The organism is Streptomyces sp. NPDC052016 (assembly GCF_044548445.1).
Lineage (GTDB): Bacteria > Actinomycetota > Actinomycetes > Streptomycetales > Streptomycetaceae > Streptomyces.
In genome coordinates this window covers 224,847-248,173 of the sequence record NZ_JBIUBX010000006.1, presented here as the reverse complement: position 1 = coordinate 248,173, position 23,327 = coordinate 224,847, and the positions used below count along the sequence as shown (strand labels likewise).

General features: G+C 71.3%; 19 protein-coding genes. 7 read left to right on the top strand and 12 right to left on the bottom strand.

Annotated features, from left to right (window positions below; translation table 11 throughout):
- Positions 1 to 98: 98 nt before the first annotated feature.
- Positions 99 to 1,115 carry a bile acid:sodium symporter family protein gene (locus ACIHAR_RS10555; protein WP_365458538.1) on the bottom strand — a complete coding sequence of 339 codons (1,017 nt, stop codon included), beginning with the start codon at positions 1,113 to 1,115 and terminating at the stop codon, positions 99 to 101.
- A gap of 170 nt (positions 1,116 to 1,285) precedes the next feature.
- On the opposite strand from ACIHAR_RS10555, the gene ACIHAR_RS10550 reads away from it, so the two are divergent.
- The 3 genes from ACIHAR_RS10550 to ACIHAR_RS10540 all read left to right on the top strand — a co-directional run bounded on the left by ACIHAR_RS10550 (position 1,286) and on the right by ACIHAR_RS10540 (position 5,369).
- Entirely contained in the window at positions 1,286 to 2,206 is a 921-nt protein-coding gene (locus ACIHAR_RS10550) for a LysR substrate-binding domain-containing protein (RefSeq protein ID WP_400018530.1), read from the top strand.
- 399 nt (positions 2,207 to 2,605) lie between these two features.
- A complete protein-coding gene (locus tag ACIHAR_RS10545) occupies positions 2,606 to 4,432 on the top strand; it encodes an AMP-dependent synthetase/ligase (RefSeq protein WP_365457840.1) in 1,827 nt (608 codons plus the stop codon).
- 100 nt (positions 4,433 to 4,532) lie between these two features.
- Positions 4,533 to 5,369 (top strand): aldo/keto reductase, encoded by an 837-nt coding sequence (locus ACIHAR_RS10540; RefSeq protein WP_365457838.1) that lies wholly within the window; start codon positions 4,533 to 4,535, stop codon positions 5,367 to 5,369.
- A gap of 70 nt (positions 5,370 to 5,439) precedes the next feature.
- On the opposite strand, the gene ACIHAR_RS10535 is transcribed toward ACIHAR_RS10540, so the two are convergent.
- The 4 genes from ACIHAR_RS10535 to ACIHAR_RS10520 form a co-directional block, all read right to left on the bottom strand.
- Positions 5,440 to 6,159 (bottom strand): SDR family oxidoreductase, encoded by a 720-nt coding sequence (locus ACIHAR_RS10535; protein WP_400018527.1) that lies wholly within the window; start codon positions 6,157 to 6,159, stop codon positions 5,440 to 5,442.
- Between the two features lie 88 nt (positions 6,160 to 6,247).
- Entirely contained in the window at positions 6,248 to 7,210 is a 963-nt protein-coding gene (locus ACIHAR_RS10530; protein ID WP_400018525.1) for a class I SAM-dependent methyltransferase, read from the bottom strand.
- Between the two features lie 251 nt (positions 7,211 to 7,461).
- Positions 7,462 to 9,180 carry a glycoside hydrolase family 6 protein gene (locus tag ACIHAR_RS10525; protein ID WP_365457835.1) on the bottom strand — a complete coding sequence of 573 codons (1,719 nt, stop codon included), beginning with the start codon at positions 9,178 to 9,180 and terminating at the stop codon, positions 7,462 to 7,464.
- The gene (locus ACIHAR_RS10520) at positions 9,170 to 9,733 is read right to left on the bottom strand and encodes a hypothetical protein (protein ID WP_400018522.1); all 564 of its coding nucleotides are present in this window, start codon (positions 9,731 to 9,733) and stop codon (positions 9,170 to 9,172) included. Before ACIHAR_RS10520 ends, ACIHAR_RS10525 begins: the two co-directional genes overlap by 11 nt.
- A gap of 356 nt (positions 9,734 to 10,089) precedes the next feature.
- On the opposite strand from ACIHAR_RS10520, the gene ACIHAR_RS10515 reads away from it, so the two are divergent.
- The 3 genes from ACIHAR_RS10515 to ACIHAR_RS10505 all read left to right on the top strand — a co-directional run bounded on the left by ACIHAR_RS10515 (position 10,090) and on the right by ACIHAR_RS10505 (position 16,416).
- Entirely contained in the window at positions 10,090 to 13,005 is a 2,916-nt protein-coding gene (locus ACIHAR_RS10515; protein WP_400018520.1) for a glycoside hydrolase family 48 protein, read from the top strand.
- Positions 13,006 to 13,156: 151 nt separating this feature from the next.
- Positions 13,157 to 15,805: a cellulose binding domain-containing protein gene (locus ACIHAR_RS10510; protein ID WP_400018518.1), complete on the top strand. Its 2,649-nt coding sequence runs from the start codon at positions 13,157 to 13,159 to the stop codon at positions 15,803 to 15,805.
- Positions 15,806 to 15,942: 137 nt separating this feature from the next.
- Positions 15,943 to 16,416 (top strand): DUF4383 domain-containing protein, encoded by a 474-nt coding sequence (locus ACIHAR_RS10505; RefSeq protein WP_400018516.1) that lies wholly within the window; start codon positions 15,943 to 15,945, stop codon positions 16,414 to 16,416.
- A 127-nt stretch (positions 16,417 to 16,543) separates the two neighbouring features.
- Here ACIHAR_RS10505 and ACIHAR_RS10500 read toward each other — a convergent pair whose 3' ends face one another.
- The 3 genes from ACIHAR_RS10500 to ACIHAR_RS10490 form a co-directional block, all read right to left on the bottom strand.
- Positions 16,544 to 18,427, bottom strand: a complete 1,884-nt coding sequence (locus ACIHAR_RS10500) for a rhamnogalacturonan lyase (protein WP_400018514.1) — start codon at positions 18,425 to 18,427, stop codon at positions 16,544 to 16,546.
- Positions 18,428 to 18,571: 144 nt separating this feature from the next.
- Positions 18,572 to 19,333 (bottom strand): class I SAM-dependent methyltransferase, encoded by a 762-nt coding sequence (locus tag ACIHAR_RS10495; protein ID WP_400018512.1) that lies wholly within the window; start codon positions 19,331 to 19,333, stop codon positions 18,572 to 18,574.
- Between the two features lie 36 nt (positions 19,334 to 19,369).
- Positions 19,370 to 19,675 carry a 4a-hydroxytetrahydrobiopterin dehydratase gene (locus ACIHAR_RS10490; protein WP_365459539.1) on the bottom strand — a complete coding sequence of 102 codons (306 nt, stop codon included), beginning with the start codon at positions 19,673 to 19,675 and terminating at the stop codon, positions 19,370 to 19,372.
- A 226-nt stretch (positions 19,676 to 19,901) separates the two neighbouring features.
- On the opposite strand from ACIHAR_RS10490, the gene ACIHAR_RS10485 reads away from it, so the two are divergent.
- Positions 19,902 to 20,738: a helix-turn-helix domain-containing protein gene (locus ACIHAR_RS10485; protein ID WP_400018510.1), complete on the top strand. Its 837-nt coding sequence runs from the start codon at positions 19,902 to 19,904 to the stop codon at positions 20,736 to 20,738.
- Between the two features lie 6 nt (positions 20,739 to 20,744).
- Here the strand turns inward: ACIHAR_RS10485 and ACIHAR_RS10480 are convergent, their stop codons facing one another.
- The 4 genes from ACIHAR_RS10480 to ACIHAR_RS10465 form a co-directional block, all read right to left on the bottom strand.
- Entirely contained in the window at positions 20,745 to 21,170 is a 426-nt protein-coding gene (locus ACIHAR_RS10480) for a hypothetical protein (protein ID WP_365459533.1), read from the bottom strand.
- A gap of 213 nt (positions 21,171 to 21,383) precedes the next feature.
- A complete protein-coding gene (locus tag ACIHAR_RS10475) occupies positions 21,384 to 21,932 on the bottom strand; it encodes a DUF1062 domain-containing protein (protein WP_400018507.1) in 549 nt (182 codons plus the stop codon).
- A gap of 280 nt (positions 21,933 to 22,212) precedes the next feature.
- Entirely contained in the window at positions 22,213 to 22,755 is a 543-nt protein-coding gene (locus ACIHAR_RS10470) for a GNAT family protein (protein WP_365459527.1), read from the bottom strand.
- A 68-nt stretch (positions 22,756 to 22,823) separates the two neighbouring features.
- Positions 22,824 to 23,198, bottom strand: coding sequence for a VOC family protein (locus ACIHAR_RS10465; protein ID WP_365459524.1), 375 nt, complete (start codon positions 23,196 to 23,198; stop codon positions 22,824 to 22,826).
- Positions 23,199 to 23,327 lie beyond the last annotated feature (129 nt).

Genomic DNA, 23,327 nt, shown 5'->3' with positions numbered 1-23,327 from the left:
CGGCGCGCGGCGGTGGGCGGCGGCGAGGCGCGGTGCCGGCGGTGGGCTGTGGCGCCGTACGCGGAAGGACGCCCGTAGCCGGCCGTACGGGGTGCGGCTCAGCGGGCACGGCGCCCGGTGTCGACCGCGGTGCGTGACGCCGCGGGCGGCGCGGGCGCGGTGGCGGTCTCCGGCTCCGGGTCACGGGAGCGGCGCTTGGCGATCACCGCGCACACCATGAGCTGCATCTGGTGGAAGAGCATCAGCGGCAGCACGGCGAGGGAGGCGTGCGCGCCGAACAGGACGCTCGCCATGGGCAGCCCGGAGGCGAGGGACTTCTTGGAGCCGGCGAACTGGATGGCGATGCGGTCCTCCCGGCCGAAGCGCAGCGCCTTGGCGCCGTACCAGGTCAGCGCGAGCATGACGGCGAGGAGGACGGCCTCCACGGCCAGGAGTCCGGCGAGCCGGACGGGGCTGACCTGGTGCCAGACGCCCTGGACCATGCCCTCGCTGAACGCGGTGTAGACGACGAGGAGGATCGAGCCGCGGTCGACGTATCCGAGGACCTTCTTGTGGCGGGCGACGAAGCCGCCGATCCAGTGCCGCAGCAGTTGTCCGGCGACGAACGGCACGAGGAGCTGCAGCACGATCTCGACGAGGGAGTCGGCGGAGAAGCCGCCGCCGGTGCTGCCGAGCAGGGAGGCCGCCAGCAGCGGGGTGACGACGATGCCGACGAGGGAGGAGAAGGAGCCCGCGCAGATCGCGGCGGGCACGTTGCCGCGGGCGATGGAGGTGAACGCGATCGACGACTGGATGGTGGAGGGGACGAGGGTGAGGAAGAGCAGCCCCTGGTAGAGCGGCTCGGTGAGGAACACCGGGACGAGACCGCGGGCGGCCAGGCCCAGCAGCGGGAAGACCATGAAGGTGCAGGCCAGGACGGTGACGTGCAGTCGCCAGTGCTTCAGCCCGTCCAGCGCCTCCCGGGTGGACAGGCGGGCGCCGTAGAGGAAGAAGAGGAAGGCGATCGCGGCGGTGGAGGCGCCGGAGGCCACGTCGGCGGCGGTGCCGCGCGCCGGGAGGAGCGCCGCGAGGCCCACCGTCCCGAGCAACAGCAGGATGTACGGGTCGATCGGCATCCAGCTCGGCAGGCGCAGGCGTTTCACGGTGCTCCACTTGCTCGTTCGTTCCGTCGGTGCGCGGGCCCGGAGGGCCCCCCTCCATCGTCCTCCTGACCTCCGTGATCGGGAATCCGTCATACCGTTCTGACTGTCATCACGATCCGCGATGAGCGGGTACCGTGGCAGGGGTGTACGACCCCTCTCAGCTGCGTACCTTCCTGGCGGTCGCCCAGACCCTGAGTTTCACCCAGGCCGCCCGGCGGCTCGGGCTGCGCCAGTCCACGGTGAGTCAGCACGTACGGCGCCTGGAGGACGCGGCCGGGCGGACGCTGTTCACGCGGGACACGCACTCGGTGGAGCTGACGGAGGACGGCGAGGCGATGCTCGGTTTCGCGCGCCGGATCCTGGAGGTGCACGAGCAGGCCGCGGCGTTCTTCACCGGCACCCGGCTGCGCGGCCGGTTGCGTTTCGGCGCCTCCGAGGACTTCGTGCTGACCCGGCTGCCGGAGATCCTGGAGGGCTTCCGGCACGACCACCCGGAGGTCGACCTGGAGCTGACGGTGGAGCTGTCCGGGACGCTGCACGAACAGCTCGCGGCCGGGAAGCTGGACCTGGTGCTGGCCAAGCGGCGGCCCGAGGACCCGCGCGGTGAGCTGGTCTGGCACGACGAGCTGGTGTGGATCGGCGCGGAGCGGCTGCGCGTGGAGCCCGGCCGGCCGGTGCCGCTCATCGTCTACCCGCCGCCGGGCATCACCCGGGCCCTCGCGCTGGAGGCGCTGGAGCGGCAGGGACGGGCGTGGCGGATCGTGTGCACCAGCGGCAGTCTGAACGGGCTCGTCGCGGCGGCCCGCGCGGGCCTGGGGGTGATGGCGCATTCGCGGGGGCTGATTCCGCCCGGTCTGGTCCGCGTCCCCGACCGGTCGGGCCTGCCGGAGCTGGGCCGGGTGGACTTCGTGCTGGTGCACGGCCGGCGCCGTACGTCCGCCCAGGGCGCGGCGGACGCGCTGGCGGCGGCGATCCTGGCGGGCGGCGACCGGCTGCACCGGCGGGGGCCGCGCCCGCGCCCCGGCGGGCCGGACCGGGGGTCAGGGGCGGGTACGGGCGCCTGAGGCCCCGCGTGGGGCGGGTGCGGCGGCGGCTTTTCGGTGATGCCCGTGGTGACGCCGGAGTGCGCCTGCGGGGATGCCCGCAGTGCGCCTGCGGCGATGCCCGTGGTGTAACGGAATCCGTCGCTCCCGCGCTGAGAGGAGAAGAGCGAACCGACCCGGAGCCGTGCTTCGCGGCGGAGGGCGGGCCGCGTAAGCGGGTCGGGCAGATTCGGTGGAGATTACGGCACCGAAACTTACTCCGTCGTCAGTTTTCTGTCCGACCCTTCCGCATGTGAGCCCATTTTCCTGCACTGACCAGCGCAGACGAGAGCATCGCTCGCTTTCCGGCCCTCTCCCCTCCCGCGCAGGCGTGGGGTAGCTTTCACGCGCTGTGCGGCCATGAGAAGCGGGGTGTGGGGTTTGCGCGAGTTTTCCAACCCTCCGTTGGCGTTGGCACCGCCGGTGGGCGGACTGGCCGACGTCGTCTTCCGGCACGCCCAGGAGGACCCGCGGCACGTCGCTCTCGGCCGCAAGGACGAGCAGGGCGAGTGGCGGGACGTGACCTCGGGCGAGTTCCGTGACGAGGTGCTCGCCCTCGCCAAGGGCCTGCTCGCGCAGGGCGTCCGCTTCGGCGACCGTGTCGCGATCATGTCCCGCACCCGCTACGAGTGGACCCTCTTCGACTTCGCCCTGTGGACCATCGGCGCCCAGGTCGTCCCCGTGTACCCGACGTCGTCGGCCGAACAGTGCTTCTGGATGCTGTACGACGCGGAGGTCACGGCCGCGGTCGTGGAGCACGAGGACCACGCGATGACGATCGCCACCGTCATCGACCGCCTCCCGCGGCTGCGGCGGCTGTGGCAGCTGGACGCGGGGTGCGTGCAGGAGCTGTACGACGCGGGCGCCTCCATCGAGGACGACGTGGTGCACCGGCACCGGGAGGCGGTCACGCCCGACTCCGTCGCCACGGTCATCTACACCTCCGGCACGACGGGCCGCCCCAAGGGCTGTGTCCTCTCGCACGGCAACTTCATGTTCGAGGCGGACACCGTCATCGAGCGCTGGGAGCCGGTGTTCCACTCCCGCAAGGGCGACGAGGCGGCCACGCTGCTGTTCCTGCCGCTCGCGCACGTCTTCGGGCGGATGGTGCAGGTCGCCGCGATCCGCGGCAAGGTGCGCTTCGGTCACCAGCCGCAGCTGAACGCGGCCGCCCTGCTGCCCGACCTGGCCGCGTTCCGGCCGACGTTCTTCCTGGCCGTGCCGTACATCTTCGAGAAGGTCTTCAACGCCGCGCGCCGCAAGGCGGAGCGGGAGGGCAAGGCGGGGCCGTTCGAGAAGGCCGTCGCGGTGGCCGTGGACTATGCGGAGGCGCTGGAGGCGAAGGCGTGGGGCATCGGGCCCGGGCCGTCGGCGGGACTGCGTCTGCAGCACCAACTGTTCGACAAGCTGGTCTACTCGAAGATGCGCGCCGCGATGGGCGGCCGGGTGCGGCACGCCATGTCGGGCGGGTCCGCGATGGACCGCAGGCTGGGCCTGTTCTTCGCCGGCGCGGGCGTGCAGATCTACGAGGGCTACGGCCTGACGGAGTCGACGGCGGCCGCGACGGCGAACCCGCCCGGCCACACCCGCTACGGCACCGTGGGCCGGCCCATCCCGGGCATGACCGTGCACATCGCGGACGACGGCGAGATCTGGCTGCGCGGCGACAACGTCTTCCAGGGCTACCTCAACAACCCCAAGGCCACCGACGAGACGCTGCACGACGGCTGGCTGGCCACCGGCGACCTCGGCTCGCTCGACGAGGACGGCTACCTCACCATCACCGGCCGCAAGAAGGAGATCCTCGTCACCTCCGGGGGCAAGAGCGTCTCGCCGGGGCTGCTGGAGGAGCGGGTGCGCGACCATCCGCTGGTCAACCAGTGCATCGTCGTCGGCAACGACCGGCCGTTCGTCGCCGCCCTGGTCACCCTCGACCAGGAGGCCGTCGAACACTGGCTGCAGATGCGCCGGAAACCGCCGTTGACGCCGGCCGAGCTGGTGCGTGACGCGGACCTCGAGACGGAGGTGCGCCGCGCCGTGGTCGCCGCGAACACCCTGGTCTCGCAGGCCGAGTCGATCCGCACCTTCCGCATCCTCGCCCAGCCCTTCACCGAGGAGCACGGGCTGCTCACCCCCTCGCTGAAGCTGAAGCGCAAGGCCATCGAGAAGGCCTACGCCGACGAGGTCGACGCGCTGTACCGCACCTGAGGCGCGCGGGGCGGAATTCGGCTGTCAGGAATGCATCAGGTCTCGTGATCGTTGACGATGGGAAGGAACACTTGACGGACAACCGAAGGATCAAGAGCTCGTGAGCAGCAAGGTTCCCCCGATCATCCTCAACAACGGCGTCGAGATGCCCCAGCTGGGCTTCGGCGTCTGGCAGGTGCCGGACGACGAGGCGGAGCAGGCGGTCGCCACCGCGCTGGAGGCCGGGTACCGCAGCATCGACACAGCGGCGATCTACGGCAACGAAGAGGGCACCGGCAAGGCCGTCGCCGCCTCCGGCGTGCCCCGCGAGGACATCTTCGTCACCACCAAGCTGTGGAACGGCGACCAGGGGTACGACGCGACGCTGCGCGCGTTCGACACCTCGCTGGCGAAGCTGGGCCTGGACTACGTCGACCTGTACCTGATCCACTGGCCGCTGCCGGCCCGGGACACCTACGTCGACACGTACAAGGCGTTCGAGAAGCTCCTCTCGGACGGCCGCGCGCGGGCCATCGGCGTCTCCAACTTCCTGCCGGAGCACCTCGAGCGGCTGATCGGGGAGACGTCGGTCATCCCGGCGGTCAACCAGATCGAGCTGCACCCGCACCTGCAGCAGCACGCCTCGCGCGCCTTCCACGAGGAGCAGGGCATCGCCACCGAGGCGTGGTCGCCGCTCGGCCAGGGCAAGGGCCTGCTGGAGGTTCCGGCGATCGTCGCGATCGCGCGGAAGCACGGCCGCACCCCGGCCCAGGTGGTGCTGCGCTGGCACCTGCAGATCGGCAACGTCGTGATCCCGAAGTCCGTGACGCCGTCCCGGATCAAGGAGAACATCGAGGTCTTCGACTTCAGCCTGGACACCGAGGATTTGGCCGCGATCAGCGCGCTGAACGAGGACCGGCGCATCGGCCCGGACCCGGCCACGTTCGACGTGGCCTGACACGTCTCCGGGCGCGGAGTGCGCCTGGGCCCCGTCGGGGCGCCCCCGTTGTGAGGGCGCCCCGACGGGTTCAGTTGGGCTGTCCGACGGGGCGTACGACGACGGTGTTGACGTCGACGCCCTCGGGCTGCCGGATCGCCCACACCACGGAGTCGGCGATCTGGTCGGCGGTCAGCAGATGCCCGGGCGGCAGGCTGCCGTAGCCGTCCCAGAACGGGGTCTCCACCCGGCCGGGCGCGATCAGGGTCACGCCGACGCCCCACTCGGTGACCTGGCGGCGCGTGTTCTCCGCGAGCCCGGTCACCGCCCACTTCGTCGCCCCGTAGATGTTGCCCGGCGTGGGCACGAAGCCGGCGACACTGCCGACGAGCACGATCCGTCCCCGGGTCTCCTTGAGGGCGTCGATGGAGGCGCGGACGAGGAAGGCGGGGCCCAGCACGTTGGTGAGGACCATGTCGGTCCAGCCGGCCGGGTCGCCCTCGGCGACGGAGTCGTGGGTGGCGGTGCCGGCGTTGGCGACGACGGTGTCCAGTCGACCGTATCGCTCGAGCGTACGGTCGACCGCCGACTGTATGGAGTCGTAGTCGGCGGTGCTGCCGGCGACCGTCAGCAGCGTCTCCGGGTTCCCCAGCTCCGCGGCGAAGGAGCGCAGCCGTTCCTCGCCGCGGCCGGTGACGGTGACCCGGTGTCCGGCGTCCAGCAGCTGCCGCGCGACGGCGGCGCCGATGCCGCTGCCGCCGCCGGTGATCAGAGCGACCGGTGCGTCCTGCGAGTCGGGCGAGTCGACCATGGTGTACCCCCAGTGCGATGCGTGGACGGCACGCAGTCCACCACTTGGAGCGCTCTCCAGGTCAAGCCCGGCCGGGGCGGGTTGACGTCTAGGCCGGCTTGACGGCCGTGTGCACGGTGTGGGCCGCCAGGACGAAGACGTCCGGCCTGCGGTGGACGCCCGCCGGGTCCTGGGGGTCGAGCAGCCGGTCCAGCGTGGCGCGGTCGTCGGCGTCGAGGGCGTCGCCGAAACCGTCGCGCAGCCGGGTGAGGGAGGCGGCGATGTAGGCGCGGGCCCGGTCGGAGGCGGGGGCGGGCAGGTCGAGGAGGAAGCTGCGGGTGCGGGTGTGCTTCAGGCCCGCGGTGTTCAGCAGGGCCGCCCAATCCTCGGCCTCCGCGACCGAGCCGGGCAGGTCGGCCCGCATCCGGGCGAACCACTCCGCCTCCAGCGCGTCGAGCCGTGCCTCGAGGCCGGGGCGGCCGAACCCCAGGTCGCGCGGCAGGAACCGGGACGGCAGACCGCCCTCCATGATCGCCAGGGTGCCGCCGGGGGCCAGTCGCTCGGCGAACGCGGCGAGGGCGGCGCGCTGGTCGCCGAGGTGGTGCAGGCTGCGTCCGGCCCACATCAGGTCGGCCGGGTAGTCCATCTCGTCGAGGATGCCGGGGAGCTCGCCGGCGAGTGTGCCGAAGCGGTCGCCGTGGCCGAGGCGGGCGGCCCGCGCGCGGGCGCGTTCCAGGAGGGGCTCGCTGCCGTCGACGGCCAGGACCCGCGCGCCGGGGAACGTCTCGGCGAACAGGCAGGAGACGACGCCGGGGCCGCTGCCCGCGTCGACGATCAGCCCCGGCTCGGTCACCTCCCTCGCCAGCCAGGTCAGGGCACGCTCGTACAGGGGTGTGAACAGCTCGGCCTGGGCCTCCAGGAGCGGGGCCATCTCGGCCCAGTCGATGTCGGTGTCATGGCCGTGTCCGTGGTGGTGGCCGTGGTCGTGGCCGTCGTGGCCGTCGTGGCCGTGACCGTGACGGCCGTGGGTGTTGCTCTCGTCGCCGTGGTGTGCGTGCTGCTGGTGCGCCATGGTGGTCAGCCTCTCGTCCGGATGCCGCCAGCGTGCGCCGACGTACCGGCCGCAGGCCACCGCTGTTGCCGAGGCGGCAAAAAAACGGGCGCGGGAAGCGGCAGCTCCCGGCCCTTCGAGCACGGGATGGTGGCGCGGTGGGGGCCTCCGTCCTCGGGCACGTGGCCGCCCTCGGCGCCGGGCGGAGCTCCCGCCGGAACACGGTCGTCGCCGACACGGTTCCGGCGGGAGCTCCGCCCCGTTTCACCCGGTCAGGACAGCGGCGGGTAGGCGTTCTGCATCAGCTGCTGGAACTGGGCGGAGAACCAGTGCCCGGACAGCGGGGAGTTGGGCAGGGCACCCGACAGGTTGTTGCCGTTGCGGGGGTTGCCCGTGTACGTCGGGTCGCACATGCGGTCGAAGCCCTTGCCCTCGTCGTTGTCGATGGCCTGGCTCGAGCCGTCGGACTCCCCCGGCGGCTTCATCCACACGTAGGCGTCGATCCCGGTGGCCGGGTTGGCCTGCGGGCGCTCGCCGAGGCCGGCTCCGGACTGGTTGCACCAGTTGCCGATGTGGATGCGGCGGTCGTAGCGGCCGCCGTTGACGTAGGTGTCGACGTCCGTCGGCGCGCCGGGGCCGCCGGGCCGGGCGGTGCCGCCCCAGCCGTTGCGGGAGGTGTCGATCAGCATGCCGATGTTCGTGTTGAAGCCGACCGAGACGAGCTGGTTGCGGAAGGCCTGGGCGAAGGACAGCTCGTCGACGTAGCGGTTCCAGTCGACCCACTTCGACTCGCGGACCGACTTGCCGCCCACGGTGTCGTTGACGGTGAAGTTGTTCTCCTTCAGGGCGCTGTAGTTGGCCGTGTTGGTGATGAAGCCGTGGACGTCGCCCACCGTGGCGCCCTCGGCGGTGGCGGCCTCCTTGAAGATGTTGGCGGAGGCGACGAAGTTGTCGTCCCAGCCGATCCAGCCGTGGTGGCCGGCATCGACGTAGTTGTAGACGTTGGCGACGTCACCGAGCTTGTTGAGCGCGTAGCCGACGCCCTTGACGTAGTTGCCGTTGGCCTTCATCACGTCGCACTGCGGGGTGGCCGTCGGGCGGCTGCCGGTGTTGGTGACGAGGTTGGGCAGCGAGTCGATCTCGACAGTGGTGACGATCCGCAGCGAGGCGTACTTGGAGTCGGCGAGGATCGCGGCGATCGGGTCGATGTACTGCGTCTTGTACTTGTCGATCTCCGTCGGGCCGAGCTCGCCGTTGGAGGCGAGGGCCGCGCAGTCACGGCCGGGCAGGTTGTAGATGACAAGCTGGACGACGAGTTCGCCGGTGCCCTTCTGCCGCAGTGCCTCGTCGAGGTGGGCGCGCAGGCCCATGCCGCCGTTGACGCCGTTGATCGCGGCGATGCGGTCCAGCCAGACGCCGGTGGGCTGGTTGGAGACGCGGCTGCCGCCGGGTTCTGCGGCGGCCTTCGCCGACCACTCGGGGTTCACGTAGACCTTGGCGCCGGCGTAGGGGTTGTCGACCCTGCTGCCGGGGGTGCCGGGGTCGGTCGGGCCCGGGTCGGTGGGGCCGCCGCTGTCGACATTGCAGGTGACGCCGTCGAGGGTGAACGTGGTCGGGACGGCGTTGCTGCCGCTGTAGGTGCCCTGGAACCCGAAGCTGACCGAACCGCCGGTGGCCAGCGCTCCGTTGTAGCTCTCGTTGGCCGCGGTGACGGCCGTACCGGACTGGGTGACCTTCGCGTTCCAGCCGCTGGTGACCTTCTGGTTGCCGGCGTAGGTCCACTTCACCGCCCAACTCGACTTGGCGGCCGAGTTGTTGGTGACGGTGACGTTGGCGGTGAAGCCGCTGCCCCAGTCGTTCTGCACCTTGTAGTCGACGGTGCAGGGCACGGCGGCGATGCCGGTGTCACCGGGGACGACCGCGAGGGCCGTCCCGGAGGCGCCGGCGACCAGCGCCATCGCGGCGAGTATCGCTGTTCTGCTACGGCTCATGAGTGCGGGTTTCCTTGTCGGTTGCGGGTGTCGGTCGGTGCGGGGGTCGGTTGCTGCGGTGTGTATTGCTGCGGGGTCGGTTGCTGTGGGTGCCGGGTGGTGAGGGCGCGCAGGTGGGCGCGCAGCCCGATGCCGTGCGCGGTGGGCGTTCCGTCGTCGCGCGGAAGGAGGGACCGGCCCAGGAGAGCGTGGAGCTCCGGCAGTTCGCGTGGGAGCAGGTGTGGAAGGCGTCCACGTGCCGGGCGGCGGGACGGCCCGCGTGGTCGGTGGGCCGGCGGGCCGGCCGCCGACCGAGGCCGTCGCCGGGGGTGTATCCGTCGGCGAGGATCACGGTGCGGGCGCCGGTGGACCGTATGGCGTCGACGAGATCCCGCATACCGGCGACCTCGTACCCGATGCCGGGGCAGGTGCCGCCGTCCCGCCGGCACCGCCACCCCTGGATGGCCGTGGCCGCCGTGGAGGTGGCGCGGTCCGGGCGGGGCTCGTCGAACTGGTCGAGCACCACCGCGGCGTCGTTCTCGAGCGGGTGGCGAGTGGCGCCGTCGGCGTCCACGGGCTCGTTCGCGGCGCCGCGCAGCGCGGGCGGTTCGTCGGGGAGAGCGTGCCGGTGACGGCTAAAAGTACTGAACGCGGGGGGTGTCGCATGAGCGACTCCTTGCAGCTCGGGCACGTCGTGGCGGACGCGCCGACTGATGGAATCGCTCCCACTGGTGTCAACGAAGCTAGCGCCAAGTGTCGGCAAAGAACAGGGGAGCCGCTGACTTTCCCTCAACATCCCGCGTCGAATCTTTTCGACTCTTCAAGCACCTTGACCGCACTCCACCCCCTCCCCACTATGGGAGCGCTCCCACTGGTTCAAGGCTTGTTGCTCCTCCCCACTTCTCCGAGCCGCAAGGAGGAACCAGCACCATGGATCCCTCACGCAGACGCCGCGCGGCGCGGCGGCTGTGGACCGCCGTCGTGGCGGCCCTCGCGCTTCCGTTGGCCATGCTGAGCACGAGCTCGACTCCGGCCCAGGCGGCGGCACTTCAGTGCAGCGTCGACTACAAGACCAACGACTGGGGCTCCGGCTTCACCGCGGATCTGACCCTCACCAACCGCGGCACGGACCCGATCACCGGCTGGACCCTGACGTACTCGTACGCCGGCAACCAGAAGCTGACCAACGGCTGGAACGGGACCTGGTCGCAGTCCGGTCAGCAGATCACCGTGAACAACGCCTCGTACAACGGGACGATCGCCGCCGGCGCGGCGGTCGGCACGGGCGCGCAGTTCACCTACAGCGGCAGCAACGCCGCCCCGACCTCGTTCTCGGTCAACGGCACCCCGTGCGTCGGCGCCCATCAGCCCCCCGTCACCGTACTGACCAGCCCCGCGCCGGGCGCCGTGTACACCCAGGGGGACGCGGTGCCGCTGGCGGCGACGGCCGCGGCCGCCGACAACGCGACGATCACCAAGATCGAGTTCTATGACGACACGACGCTGCTGGGCACCGACACCAGCGCGCCGTACACGCTGTCGGCTTCCGGCTTGACCGTGGGCAGTCATTCGCTGGTGGCGAAGGCGTACGACAGCCTGGGCGCGTCCGCGTCCTCGACGCCCGTCGGCATCACGGTCGCCTCGGGACCGTCCGTGGTGGCCTCCACCAACCAGCTCGCCGTGCAGCAGGGCAGGACGGGTTCGTACGACGTCAAGCTGTCGACGCAGCCGTCCGCCGACGTGACCGTCACCACCGCCCGCACCGGCGGGAACACGGGCCTGACGGTGACCGGAGGCGCGAGCCTCACGTTCACCCCGTCGAACTGGAACACCGCCCAGAAGGTGACCATCACGGGCAACGCCACCGGCACGGGTGCGGCGACCTTCGAGTCGACGGCCACCGGCCACGCCAAGGCCTCGGTGACCGTCACCCAGATCGCCGCGTCGAAGGAGTACGACGCCCGTTTCCTTCAGCTGTACGGGAAGATCACCAATCCGGCGAACGGCTACTTCTCCCCCGAGGGCATCCCCTACCACTCGGTGGAGACGCTGATCGTCGAGGCCCCGGACCACGGCCACGAGACCACGTCGGAGGCCTACAGTTACCTCCTGTGGCTGCAGGCCATGTACGGCAAGGTCACGGGCGACTGGACCAGGTTCAACGGCGCCTGGGAGATCATGGAGAAGTACATGATCCCGACCCACGCCGACCAGCCGACGAACTCCTTCTACAACGCGTCGAAGCCGGCGACGTACGCGCCGGAGCTGGACACACCCGAGGAGTACCCGGCGAAGCTGGACGCCGGTGTGTCGGTGGGGCCGGATCCGATCGCCGGTGAACTGAAGACCGCATACGGTACGGACGACGTCTACGGTATGCACTGGCTGCAGGACGTCGACAACGTCTACGGCTACGGCAACTCGCCCGGCAAGTGCGAGGCCGGCCCGTCGGACACCGGCCCGTCGTACATCAACACCTTCCAGCGCGGCGCGCAGGAGTCTGTGTGGGAGACGGTGCCGCAGCCGACCTGCGACGCGTTCAAGTACGGCGGCCCGAACGGCTACCTGGACCTGTTCACCGGTGACGCCTCATACGCCAAGCAGTGGAAGTTCACCAACGCGCCGGACGCCGACGCGCGGGCGGTGCAGGCGGCGTACTGGGCGGACATCTGGGCCAAGCAGCAGGGCAAGGGCGGTGACGTCTCCGCGACCGTCGGCAAGGCCGCGAAGATGGGCGACTACCTGCGGTATGCGATGTTCGACAAGTACTTCAAGAAGGTCGGCAACTGTGTCGGCGCCTCCGCCTGCCCGGCGGGCACCGGCAAGGACGCCTCGCACTACCTGCTGTCCTGGTACTACGCGTGGGGCGGCGCCACCGACACCAGCGCCGGCTGGGCCTGGCGCATCGGCTCCAGCCACGCGCACGGCGGCTACCAGAACCCCCTGGCCGCGTACGCGCTCAGCGCCTACGCGCCGCTGAAGCCGAAGTCGGCGACCGGGCAGGCCGACTGGGCCAAGTCCCTGGAACGGCAGGTGGAGTTCTACCGCTGGCTGCAGTCCAGCGAGGGCGCCATCGCGGGCGGGGCGACCAACAGCTGGGCGGGCCGGTACGCGACGCCGCCGGCCGGCAAGTCGACCTTCTACGGCATGTACTACGACCAGCAGCCCGTCTACCACGACCCGCCGTCCAACCAGTGGTTCGGCTTCCAGGCGTGGTCGATGGAGCGGGTGGCCGAGTACTACCAGCAGACGGGGAACGCGGCCGCGAAGGCCGTCCTCGACAAGTGGGTCGACTGGGCGCTGGCGCACACCACGGTCAACCCGGACGGCACCTTCCGGTTCCCCTCGACGCTGCAGTGGTCGGGCCAGCCCGACACCTGGAACCCGTCGAGTCCCGGCGCCAACACGGGACTGCACGTCACCGTCGCCGACTACACCAACGACGTCGGTGTGGCGGCCGCGTACGCCAAGACCCTGACGTACTACGCCGACCGCTCCGGTGACACCGCGGCCGCGACGACGGCGAAGGCGCTCCTCGACGGCATGTGGAACCACCACCAGGACAGCCTGGGCATCGCCGTCCCGGAGACCCGCGCCGACTACAACCGCTTCGACGACCCGCTTCACGTCCCGAGCGGCTGGAGCGGCACCATGCCGAACGGCGACGCGGTGGACTCGTCGTCGACGTTCGACTCGATCCGTTCCTTCTACGAGGACGACCCGGCCTGGTCGAAGATCGAGTCCTATCTCGCGGGCGGGGCCGCGCCGTCCTTCACGTACCACCGGTTCTGGGCCCAGGCGGACATCGCCCTGGCCATGGGCTCGTACGCGGAGCTCCTCGAATAAGTCCCCGCTGAAAACTCCGCGTACCGCGCCGGGCGGTCCCCACCCGCACAGGGGACCGCCCGGTTGTCGCACGCCCCGCCGCGCGCCCCCCTCGATCCGCCGCCGGCGAGGCGCATTCCTTCACCCGGCTTCGCGAGGAAGGACCCCCACCGTGCGAAGAACCCGCATCCTCACGGCCACCCTGGCGCTCGCCGCCGGCCTGCTCGCGGGCACCCCGCCCGCGCTGGCCGCCGACTCCGCGCGGGCCGCGATCGCCGCCGACACCTACACCTGGAAGAACGCCCGGATCGACGGCGGCGGCTTCGTCCCCGGCATCGTCTTCAACCGCACCGAGAAGAACCTCGCCTACGCCCGCACCGACATCGGCGGCGCCTACCGCTGGCAGGAGTCGACGAAGACCTGGACGCCGCTGCTGGACTCGGTCGGCTGGGACGACTGGGGCCACACGGGCGTGGTGAGCATCGCCTCCGACTCCGTCGACCCGAACAGGGTGTACGCGGCGGTCGGCACGTACACCAACGGCTGGGACCCGAAGAACGGCGCGGTCATGCGCTCCTCGAACCGGGGCACGAGCTGGCAGAAGACCGGTCTGCCGTTCAAGCTGGGCGGCAACATGCCCGGTCGCGGCATGGGCGAGCGCCTGGCGGTCGACCCGAACAGGAACAGCGTGCTGTACCTGGGCGCGCCCAGCGGGAAGGGGCTGTGGCGTTCGACCGACTCGGGCGTCACCTGGTCGCAGGTGGCGAACTTCCCCAACGTCGGGAACTACGTGCAGGATCCGAGCGACACCTCCGGGTACGCCAGTGACAACCAGGGCATCGTCTGGGTGACCTTCGACGAGTCCACGGGCACGTCCGGCGACGCGACGAAGACGATCTACGTCGGGGTCGCCGACAAGGACAACGCCGTGTACCGGTCGACGGACGCGGGCGCGACCTGGCAGCGGGTCGCCGGGCAGCCGACCGGGTACCTCGCCCACAAGGGCGTGCTGGACGCGGAGAACGGCTACCTGTACCTGGCCTACAGCGACAAGGGCGGCCCGTACGACGGCGGCAAGGGCCGGTTGTGGCGGTACGCGACCGCGACCGGCACCTGGACGGACATCAGCCCGGTCGCCGAGGCCGACACCTACTACGGTTTCAGCGGACTGACCGTCGACCGGCAGAGGCCCGGCACGGTGATGGCGACGGCGTACAGCTCCTGGTGGCCGGACACGCAGCTCTTCCGCTCCACGGACAGCGGCGCGACCTGGACGAAGGCCTGGGACTACACGTCGTACCCCGACCGCTCAAACCGCTACACGATGGACGTCTCGTCCTCCCCGTGGCTGACCTGGGGCGCCAACCCGTCGCCGCCCGAGCAGACGCCCAAACTCGGCTGGATGACGGAGGCGCTGGAGATCGACCCGTTCGACTCCGGTCGCATGATGTACGGGACGGGCGCCACGATCTACGGCACCGAGAACCTGACGAACTGGGACAGCGGAGGCCAGTTCACCATCAGGCCCATGGTGCAGGGCCTGGAGGAGACGGCCGTCAACGACCTGGCCTCTCCCCCGTCGGGCGCCCCGCTGCTCAGCGCCCTCGGTGACATCGGCGGCTTCCGGCACACGGACCTCACCAAGGTGCCGTCGATGATGTACACCTCGCCCAACTTCACGACCACCACGAGTGTGGACTTCGCCGAGTCCGCCCCGAACACGGTGGTCCGGGTCGGCAACCTGGACTCGGGCCCGCACATCGCGTTCTCGACGGACAACGGCGCCAACTGGTTCGCGGGGACGGACCCTTCGGGGGTGCGCGAGGGCGGTACGGTCGCCGCGGCGGCCGACGGCAGCCGGTTCGTGTGGAGCCCGGTGGGGACGGGTGTGCAGTACACGACCGGGTTCGGCAACTCCTGGTCGGCGTCGGCCGGTATCCCGGCGGGGGCGGTCGTCGAGTCCGACCGGGTCGACGCGAGGACCTTCTACGGCTTCAAGTCCGGGACGTTCTACGTCAGTACGGACGGCGGGGCGACGTTCACCGCCTCCGCGGCGAGTGGGCTCCCGAGCGGCGACAGCGTGCGTTTCAAGGCGCTGCCCGGCGCGAAGGGCGACATCTGGCTGGCGGGCGGCGCGGCGGACGGCGCGTACGGGCTGTGGCACTCCACCGACGGCGGGGCGAGCTTCACCAAGTTGTCGAACGTCGAGCAGGCCGACACGATCGGCTTCGGCAAGGCGGCGCCGGGCGCCTCGTACCAGACGCTGTACACCAGCGCGAAGGTCGGCGGTGTGCGCGGCATCTTCCGCTCCACGGACAGGGGCGCGACGTGGACCCGCATCAACGACGACGCCCACCAGTGGGGTTGGACGGGTGCGGCGATCACCGGTGACCCGAGGGTCTACGGCCGTGTCTACGTGTCGACGAACGGACGCGGTGTCGTCTACGGCGACACCTCCGACACCGGCGGCGGCACGGATCCGACGCCGACGCCGACCGGCGGCTGCGCGGTGACGTACAAGGTCACCAACCAGTGGTCGGGCGGCTTCCAGGCGGACGTGCAGCTCGCCAACACGGGCACGGGCGCCTGGAGCGGCTGGACGCTCGGCTGGTCCTTCGCGGACGGGCAGAGGGTCACGCAGGCGTGGAACACCGAGTACACGCAGTCGGGCGCGGCGGTGACGGCGAAGAACGTCGGCTGGAACGCCCATGTGGCGGCCGGTTCGTCCGTGAGCTTCGGCTTCACGGGCACCTCGTCGGGGACGACGAACACGAAACCGACGTCGTTCAAGCTGGGTGACCGGACCTGCGCGGTGACCTGACCCGGCCGGCGGGAGGGGACGGGAGGGCGCGTGCCGCGGCGCGCGCCCTTACGGCGAACGGCGAGGCTTGCACCTCCCGGCTCCGGGTACACGATCACAGAATGACCGTTTTGTACCGAATGTAAGGTCTTTCTGCGATGACCGCACGCACCCCTCTCACGACCCCCGCCCGCACCCCCGTCCAGCAGGCCGCACAGGTGGTGGGGCTGGTCTTCCTCCTGGTGGGCGTCCTCGGGTTCATCCCGGGCATCACCACCGGCTACAACGAGATGCAGTTCGCCTCGCACCACTCCGAGGCCCGGCTCCTGGGGATCTTCCAGGTGTCGATCCTGCACAACATCGTCCACCTGCTGTTCGGCATCGCGGGCCTCGTCATGGCCCGTGGCTTCGCCTCGGCCCGCACCTTCCTGATCGGCGGCGGCGCCGTCTACCTGGTCCTGTGGCTGTACGGGCTGATCGTGGAGAAGGACACCGGCGCCAATTTCGTGCCCCTGAACAGCGCCGACGACTGGCTCCACTTCGCTCTCGGCGTCGGCATGATCGCTCTGGGTGTCATGCTCGGCGGCAGACACCGGGCCGATCACCGCGGCTCCACCCGGGCGGGACCGTGACGAGGCGCGGGTCCGTCCACGCACGGCCGGCACCTGAACCCACGGCATGCAGCGGTCGCCGGCGGGGGCTGCCATCGGCCGGCGCCGACGACAGCCCCCGCCGGCACGCGGGGACAGGGCGCGCGGCCTACGGGGTGTAGACCGTCGGCCTGGGCGCCGTCGCCATCCCGCTGCCGATGAAGAAGCTCGGGTGCGGGGGCTGGTTGTAGGCGGTGTTCTGCCAGGCGAGGGCCGTGCGGTACTGGGTGTCGTGCAGCAGAGTGGTGATCTTCGTGCCGGTCTCGGTCGGCGTGGAGTAGATGCGCAGGGCCGTGTTGTTCGTCGTCGGCCAGACGACCTCCTCGCGCCAGTCGCCGAGGATGTCCCCGGACAGGGACGGGGTGGCCTTGGTGCCGTTGTTGGAGTGGACGCCGGACGCGGTCAGCAGCCGGGTGTCCGCGGAGGTGCCGTACTTGTCGACGCGGGTGCCGTCGAGGAGTTCGCGGACGGTGTCGCCGTCCCACCAGCTCAGGAAGTTGATGCTGGAGGGCTCGCGGCCGAGGGAGGCGCCGGTCGCCGAGCGCAGGGTGGTGTCCGAGGCGGACCAGGCCTCGGCTCCCGCGCTGCCGGCGTAGACGTCGGCGGCGACGCCGCGGCCGTTGTCGGCGCCCGAGGCGGTCTGCCACAGGACGGCGCCGGTGCGCGCGTCGGCCATCCAGGAGCCGGGCTTGCTGGAGTCCTCCGAGACCTTGAAGTACTCCAGGCCCGCGCGGGACGGGTTGAGGTCCCCGACATGACCGGCGTCGCCGTGGCCGAGCTTCGTCGTCCACAGTCCCGCGCCGTTGTCGTCCACGGTCATCGCGCCGTACACGATCTCGTCCTTGCCGTCGGCGTCGACGTCGGCGACCGACAGGCTGTGGTTGCCCTGGCCGTCGTAGCCCTTGCCGCCGTTGGTGGAGGAGTTGGTGTCGAAGGTCCAGCGGCGGGTGAAGAAGCCGTTGCGCCAGTCCCAGGCGGCGACGACCGTCCGCGTGTAGTAGCCGCGGGCCATGACGAGGGAGGGGCGGGAGCCGTCGAGGTAGGCGGTGCCCGCGAGGAAGCGGTCGACGCGGTTGCCGTAGGAGTCGCCCCAGGAGGAGACGGTGCCGCGGGCCGGAACGTAGTCGACGCTCTGCATCGCCTTGCCCGTCTGGCCGTCGAACATGGTCAGGAACTCGGGTCCGGACAGGACGTAGCCGCTGGAGTTGCGGTGGTCCGCGGACGCGCTGCCGATCACCGCTCCGGTGCCGTCGACCGTGCCGTCGGCCGTCTTCATCGCGACCTCGGCCTTGCCGTCGCCGTCGTAGTCGTACACCTGGAACTGGGTGTAGTGGGCGCCGGAGCGGATGTTGCGGCCCAGGTCGATGCGCCACAGCCGGGTGCCGTCGAGTTTGACGCCGTCGACGATCGTGTTACCGGTGTAGCCGGACTGGGAGTTGTCCTTGGCGTTGGTGGGCTGCCATTTCAGGACGAACTCGAGGGCGCCGTCGCCGTCGAGGTCGCCGACGGAGGCGTCGTTCGCCTCGTAGGTGTAGGCCACTCCGTCGGGGGTCGTGCCGCCGGCGGGCGGGCTGATCGGCACGTCCTTGTAGCCGGTGCGGAGCTGGACCGCGTGGACGGAGTCGGCCTGCTCGACGCCGCCCACGATCGCGCGGACGGTGTAGTCGGCGTGGGCGGGGGCGCCGGAGTGGAAGAAGTTCGTGGAGCCGGTGACCGGGGTCGAGTTGACCTTGGTCCCGGCCCGGTAGACGTTGAAGGAGACGTCGTTCGGATCGGTGCCGAGCCAGCGCCAGCTGACCAGGTTGCCGCTGCCGGTGTACACGCTGACGACACCCCGGTCGAGCTTCTCGACCTGGCGGGCCGTGGCCGCCTCGGCGGTGTCCGTGGTGAGCGTGGTGAGGCCGGCTCCGGCCAGGACGGTCGCGGCGGCCGCCGCGGCGAGGGCGGCGGTCCTGCGTCGTCTGCGGTGGGTGGGCGGGTGCGGGTGCTGCACGAGGCGTACCTCCCGGGAGGACGGATGGGTTCCGCCCGGTCAGTCGCCGTCGGCGGACGGGAGGTTGCCGGGGTGTGGCGAATCGGTGGCCGGCCGGGGCGGCGTTCGGCGGGGAGCGCCCGGTGACCGGAGGAATCGTGAGATTCAGGCGGCCGGAGGCCGCACGGCCGGCTTACGGAACGCCCGGAGGGTGAACCAGGGGTCGGGCCGCGGCCGGTCCTGGTCGGGCAGCCGGGCCAGCCGCTCGGCGAACCGTTCCGCGAGGGGATCCCCCGGCGGCAGGGTGACGAACCAGCCCCTTCGCAGGTCGGCGACCGTGCGGCGGGGGCTGCGGCCCTGTCCCCGGCCCGGGAATCCGGCCCGCCCGGCAGGGAGAAGGCCGCATGCGGCGGCGTAGGACTCGACGAGCGCCGCCCCGTCGCGGGCCGCGCGGGGCGGCCGGGAGGCGAGCACGGCGTCGATGTCGCTGCCGACGTTGTGCGCGGCGGCCTTGTCGACCGTCGTGACGTACACGCCGCCGGGGCGCAGGACGCGGGCGCACTCGGCGACGATCGCGCGCGCGTCCGCGTCGCTCTCCGCGAGGTGCAGCAGCCACACGCTGCTGACGGCGTCGAACTCGCCGTCGCGGAACGGAAGCCGGCGGCTGTCGGCGCGTACGACCGCGCCGGGCAGGCGGGCGGCGGCGTGGCGGACCATCGCCGAGGCGAGGTCGACGCCGGTCACCCGGAGGCCGTCGCGTCCGGCCGCGAGCCGCCGGGTGACGATGCCCGTTCCGCAGGCCACGTCGAGCAGGGCGCGCGCCCCGTCCGGCACCAGGCTCAGGACGGCCTGCGCGGCGGCGGCCGCCCGGGGCTCGCCGCCGCGTGAGGCGTCGTAGCGTTCGGCTTCCTTGTCGTAGTCCAGCACGCGCGTCCCCCGTTTCCGTCCGGTCCGTGGCGCGGGTCAGTGCGCCCCGTGGCCCGGGGCCAGGTCCTCCACCCGGCGGGCGAGCCGGAAGTCGAGGTCGGTGACGGCGCCGCCCACGCTGTGGGTGTTCACGGCGAGGGACACCGTGTTGTAGCCGAGGGTGAGCTCGGAGTGGTGGTCGAGCTCTTCCTGGACCTGGGCGACGTGGATGACCAGGGCGGTGGCGGCGAAGTGGGAGGCGAGCCGGTAGGAGCGGGTGAGGCGGTCCGCGTCGAGGGACCAGCCGGGCAGCTCGGCCAGCCGGTCCTCGATCTCCTTCTGCGACAGCGGTTCGACGGCCATGGGCCGGCTCCTCTCCTGGGTGTCGCGTACCCGTCCAGCCTGCCACAGCAGGGGTACGGCGGTGCTGGTCACAGCGTTCCCGGAGCGTCGCCGGGCTACGCCTGCCCCGGCCCGCCGGCGAACCGGCTGCCGCCTCGCCCCCTCCTCGGTCCGTTTCGGTCGGCGTGGCCGGATCCGGTCGCCCCGGGGTCGTGGTGCGTGCCGCCGCTCGACTACGGTCGGGGGCATGACTGTCGCCTCCGGCGCCCGCGCCTCCGCCGCCCCCTCCGGCCAGGGCGTCGGCCCGTTGCTGCGGGCCTGGCGGGAGCGGCGGCGGGTGAGCCAGCTGGAGCTGGCGCTGCGCGCGGACTCCTCCGCCCGGCACATCAGCTTCATCGAGACCGGCCGTTCCCGGCCCAGCGAGGAGATGGTGCTGCGGCTCGCCGAACACCTCGACGTGCCCGTGCGGGAGCGCAACGCGCTGCTGCTGGCGGCCGGTTACGCCCCGCACTACCGCGAGACCCCGCTGGACGACCCGGCGATGGACGCGCTGCGCGCGGGCGTGGAGCGACTGATCCAGGGCTACGAGCCGTACCCCGCGCTGGTCGTGGACGCGATGTACGACGTCGTGGCGGCGAACCGCGGGATCATGATGCTGCTGGACGGGATCCCGGAGTCCCTGCTCGCTCCCCCGCTGAACGCGATGCGGCTGACGCTCCACCCGCAGGGTCTCGCGCCCCGTATCCGCAACCTGCGTGAATGGCGGGGGCACCTGCTCTCCCAGATGGAACGTCAGATCGCGCTGCACCGCTCGGCGCCGCTGCGGGAGCTCTACGAGGAGGTCGCCGCCTTTCCGGTGCCGGAGAGTGCTCCGGAGAGCGAAGCGGAGAGCGAACAGGAGGAGTTCGTGCCGTACTTCGCGCTGCCGCTGCGGATCGAGCACGAGGGCCGGACGCTGTCGTTCATCTCGTCGATCTCCACGTTCAACACGCCGATGGACGTGACCGTCGCCGAGCTGGCCATCGAGACGTTCCTCCCGGCCGACCCGGCGACGGTCAAGTACCTGCACGCACTGGCGGGTTGAGGCACGTCAGTGCTGGCGGGCCTTCAGCGCCAGGTGCTGGAGCGCCGCGAAGCCGGCCACCGTCAGCGCCTGCAGCACCGTCCACACGGCGCCCGCCGCGGTCGGCGACAGCCAGAGGGCGAGAGCAAGACAACTGACGACGGCCCAGGTGAGGTTGGCCTCGATCACCACGCGCACGGGCAGGGCGGCCGGGCGGGCACGGGAGGCGAGCAGACCGACGCCGGCCGCGTACGCCGTGAGGAACGCGCCGAGGGCGAGCAGCAGGCCCGGGTCGACGCCGAGGAGGCGGCCGAGCGGTCCGGAGGCGGCGAGGTAGGCGAGGCCGTTGGCGCCGGTGACCACGGCGTCCAGGGCGAGGAAGCGGCGCAGCGCGGTGTGCGGCTCGGCGGTGCGGGCAAGGGCGGTGAGCGCGGTGGGCTGGGTGGCGGACATGAGGAATCACCCTCCGTCGGAGTCGGGACGCGGCCTGGGCGACGGGTTCCGGACCGGAGTGCGCCGGCCCGGAACCCGTCGCCACCACGATCCCGTCCGTGGGAGGTCGGGTCGATTACTCCCGGGGTCATGCACGGCGGCCACGCTCCCGGGCGGGGATCTCAGGGCCTGCCCGGCGGATCTCGCCGGACAGGCCCCGGTCCCGAGGAGGGCTCAGCGCTTCAGCGTGAAGGTGAAGTCGCCGGAGAGCCTGCCGCTCAGCCGAACCGCCGAGACGAGCCTCCCCTCCGTGATCAGTCCCTCCACCTCGGCCCGCGACAGACCGCATCCTTCAGCGATCAGTCGCACCGGCCGGACAGGGATCCGTGCCGCGAAGCGGACCGAGACGTCGATCACCTCGCGGTCGAGGTGATCCGATCCGCCGGTGTCGAGGCGCCAGGCGCCGTCCCAGTCGAGGACGATGCGATTGCGGCGCCGCACGACCGGATCCTGGAGCAACTCGGCTGTCAGGTCACGGTCGTTGTCGTGCAGTCGGTCCAGCAGGTCAGGCCGTACGGAGCGCACGTTCACCCGCTCCAGGACCGTGAGCTTCGCGGTGTCCCCGCACGCGGTACAGAGCACGAGGAGCCAGGCGTCGATGAGCTTGTGGTGTGCGTTGACGCGGAATCTGCCGCTCGGGCGGAAGCGCTCGGACGCGCACGTGTGGCAACGGCGGAGAACGAGCGGCAGGCAGGTGGGCATGACGACCCAGTTGTTGAGCACAGAAGTACACCGGTTTCAGTGAGAAGTCCGCAGCAAAAGGCAGCGCGGCGCGGATGCGCGACGCGCGACGATTCAGCGCTCGGGAGGTCTCACACGGTGTACAACGGCACGTCCTTGCTCAGACGACTGGTTCGGCAGCACCGTAGTGGCGCACGGCGGCGCTGCTCCACTGGTTTTCCGGTGCGTCACCGCCGGGTTCCGTCCGGCGGATCACGGACGACGCCAGAGCCGGCTCGACGGCGACGGCTCAGTGGAAAGAGACAGAACTGCCGGGCCCGCCTCAGCCCTTCGCGTCCGGCTTCCAGTCCTGGGCGAGGAGGCCGAGCAGCACCTCGTCCAGGAACTCGCCCAGCACCCAGGCCGAGGAGCGCAGCACGCCCTCGCGGACGAAGCCGTTGCGCTCGGCGGAGCGCAGCATCGCGGCGTTGTCCGCCAGCGTCTCGATCTGCAGCCGGTGCAGGCCGCGCACGACGAAACCGTAGTGGCACAGCACCGCGACCACGTCGGTGCCGTAACCCTTGCCGCGCGAGGCCGGCAGCAGCCCGAGGCCGATGTGCGCGGACCGGTTGTGGTTGTCGATGCCCCACAGCGTCGCGGTGCCGACCAGCGTGCCGCCCTCCAGCTCCACCACGGAGAACGGGACGTGGCCCTGCTCCTTGTCGTCCACCACGAGCCGCGGGTCCTTCGAGCCGGGCGTGATCGGCCGCCACGGCCCGCTTTCGGCCCGCGAGCCGTTGACCACGTCGTCGTAGAGCTCCGCCCGCAGGATCGGGATGTCGTCCTCGTGCCGGGCCCTCAGCCCGACCTTGTCGCCCTTCAGCATGAAGGGCTTCCTATCCGACCGGGCCGGCCGGCGGCAAACACACAAGAGGCCCGCACGGCCCGACGGACTCAGTGGAGGCAGAGGCAGAACGGATGGCCGGCCGGGTCCGCGTAGATCCGCCAGTTGGCCCCCGGGCGGAGCTGGTCCGTCCGCTCCAGCACGGTCGCCCCGAGGGCGAGCGCCCGCTTCTCCTCCCCGTCGAGATCGTCCACGTCGAAGTCCAGGTGGAGCTGTTGGGGGCGCTCCTGGCCGGGCCACTGGGGCGGTCGGTAGCCGTCCACCCGCTGGCAGGCCAGCGGGGTCCCCTCGAAGCCGTGCACCTCGACCCACCCGGAGTCCTCCGGGTCCGCGACCACCCGTCCGCCGAGCAGGTCCGCGTAGAACTGCGCGAGCCGTACCGGATCAGCACAGTCCAGCGCGACCGCCTGCAGCTTTCGAATCACTTCCGACACTCCTCGCTCTTCGGCCGCTTCCGCGACGCCCCCGTACGGGAGGGGTCGTACCCGCCACCGCGGCGGGCATGCGCGGCGGCACGCCGGACCGCCGCCGGGAGCCGCCTGGTCCACCGGAGT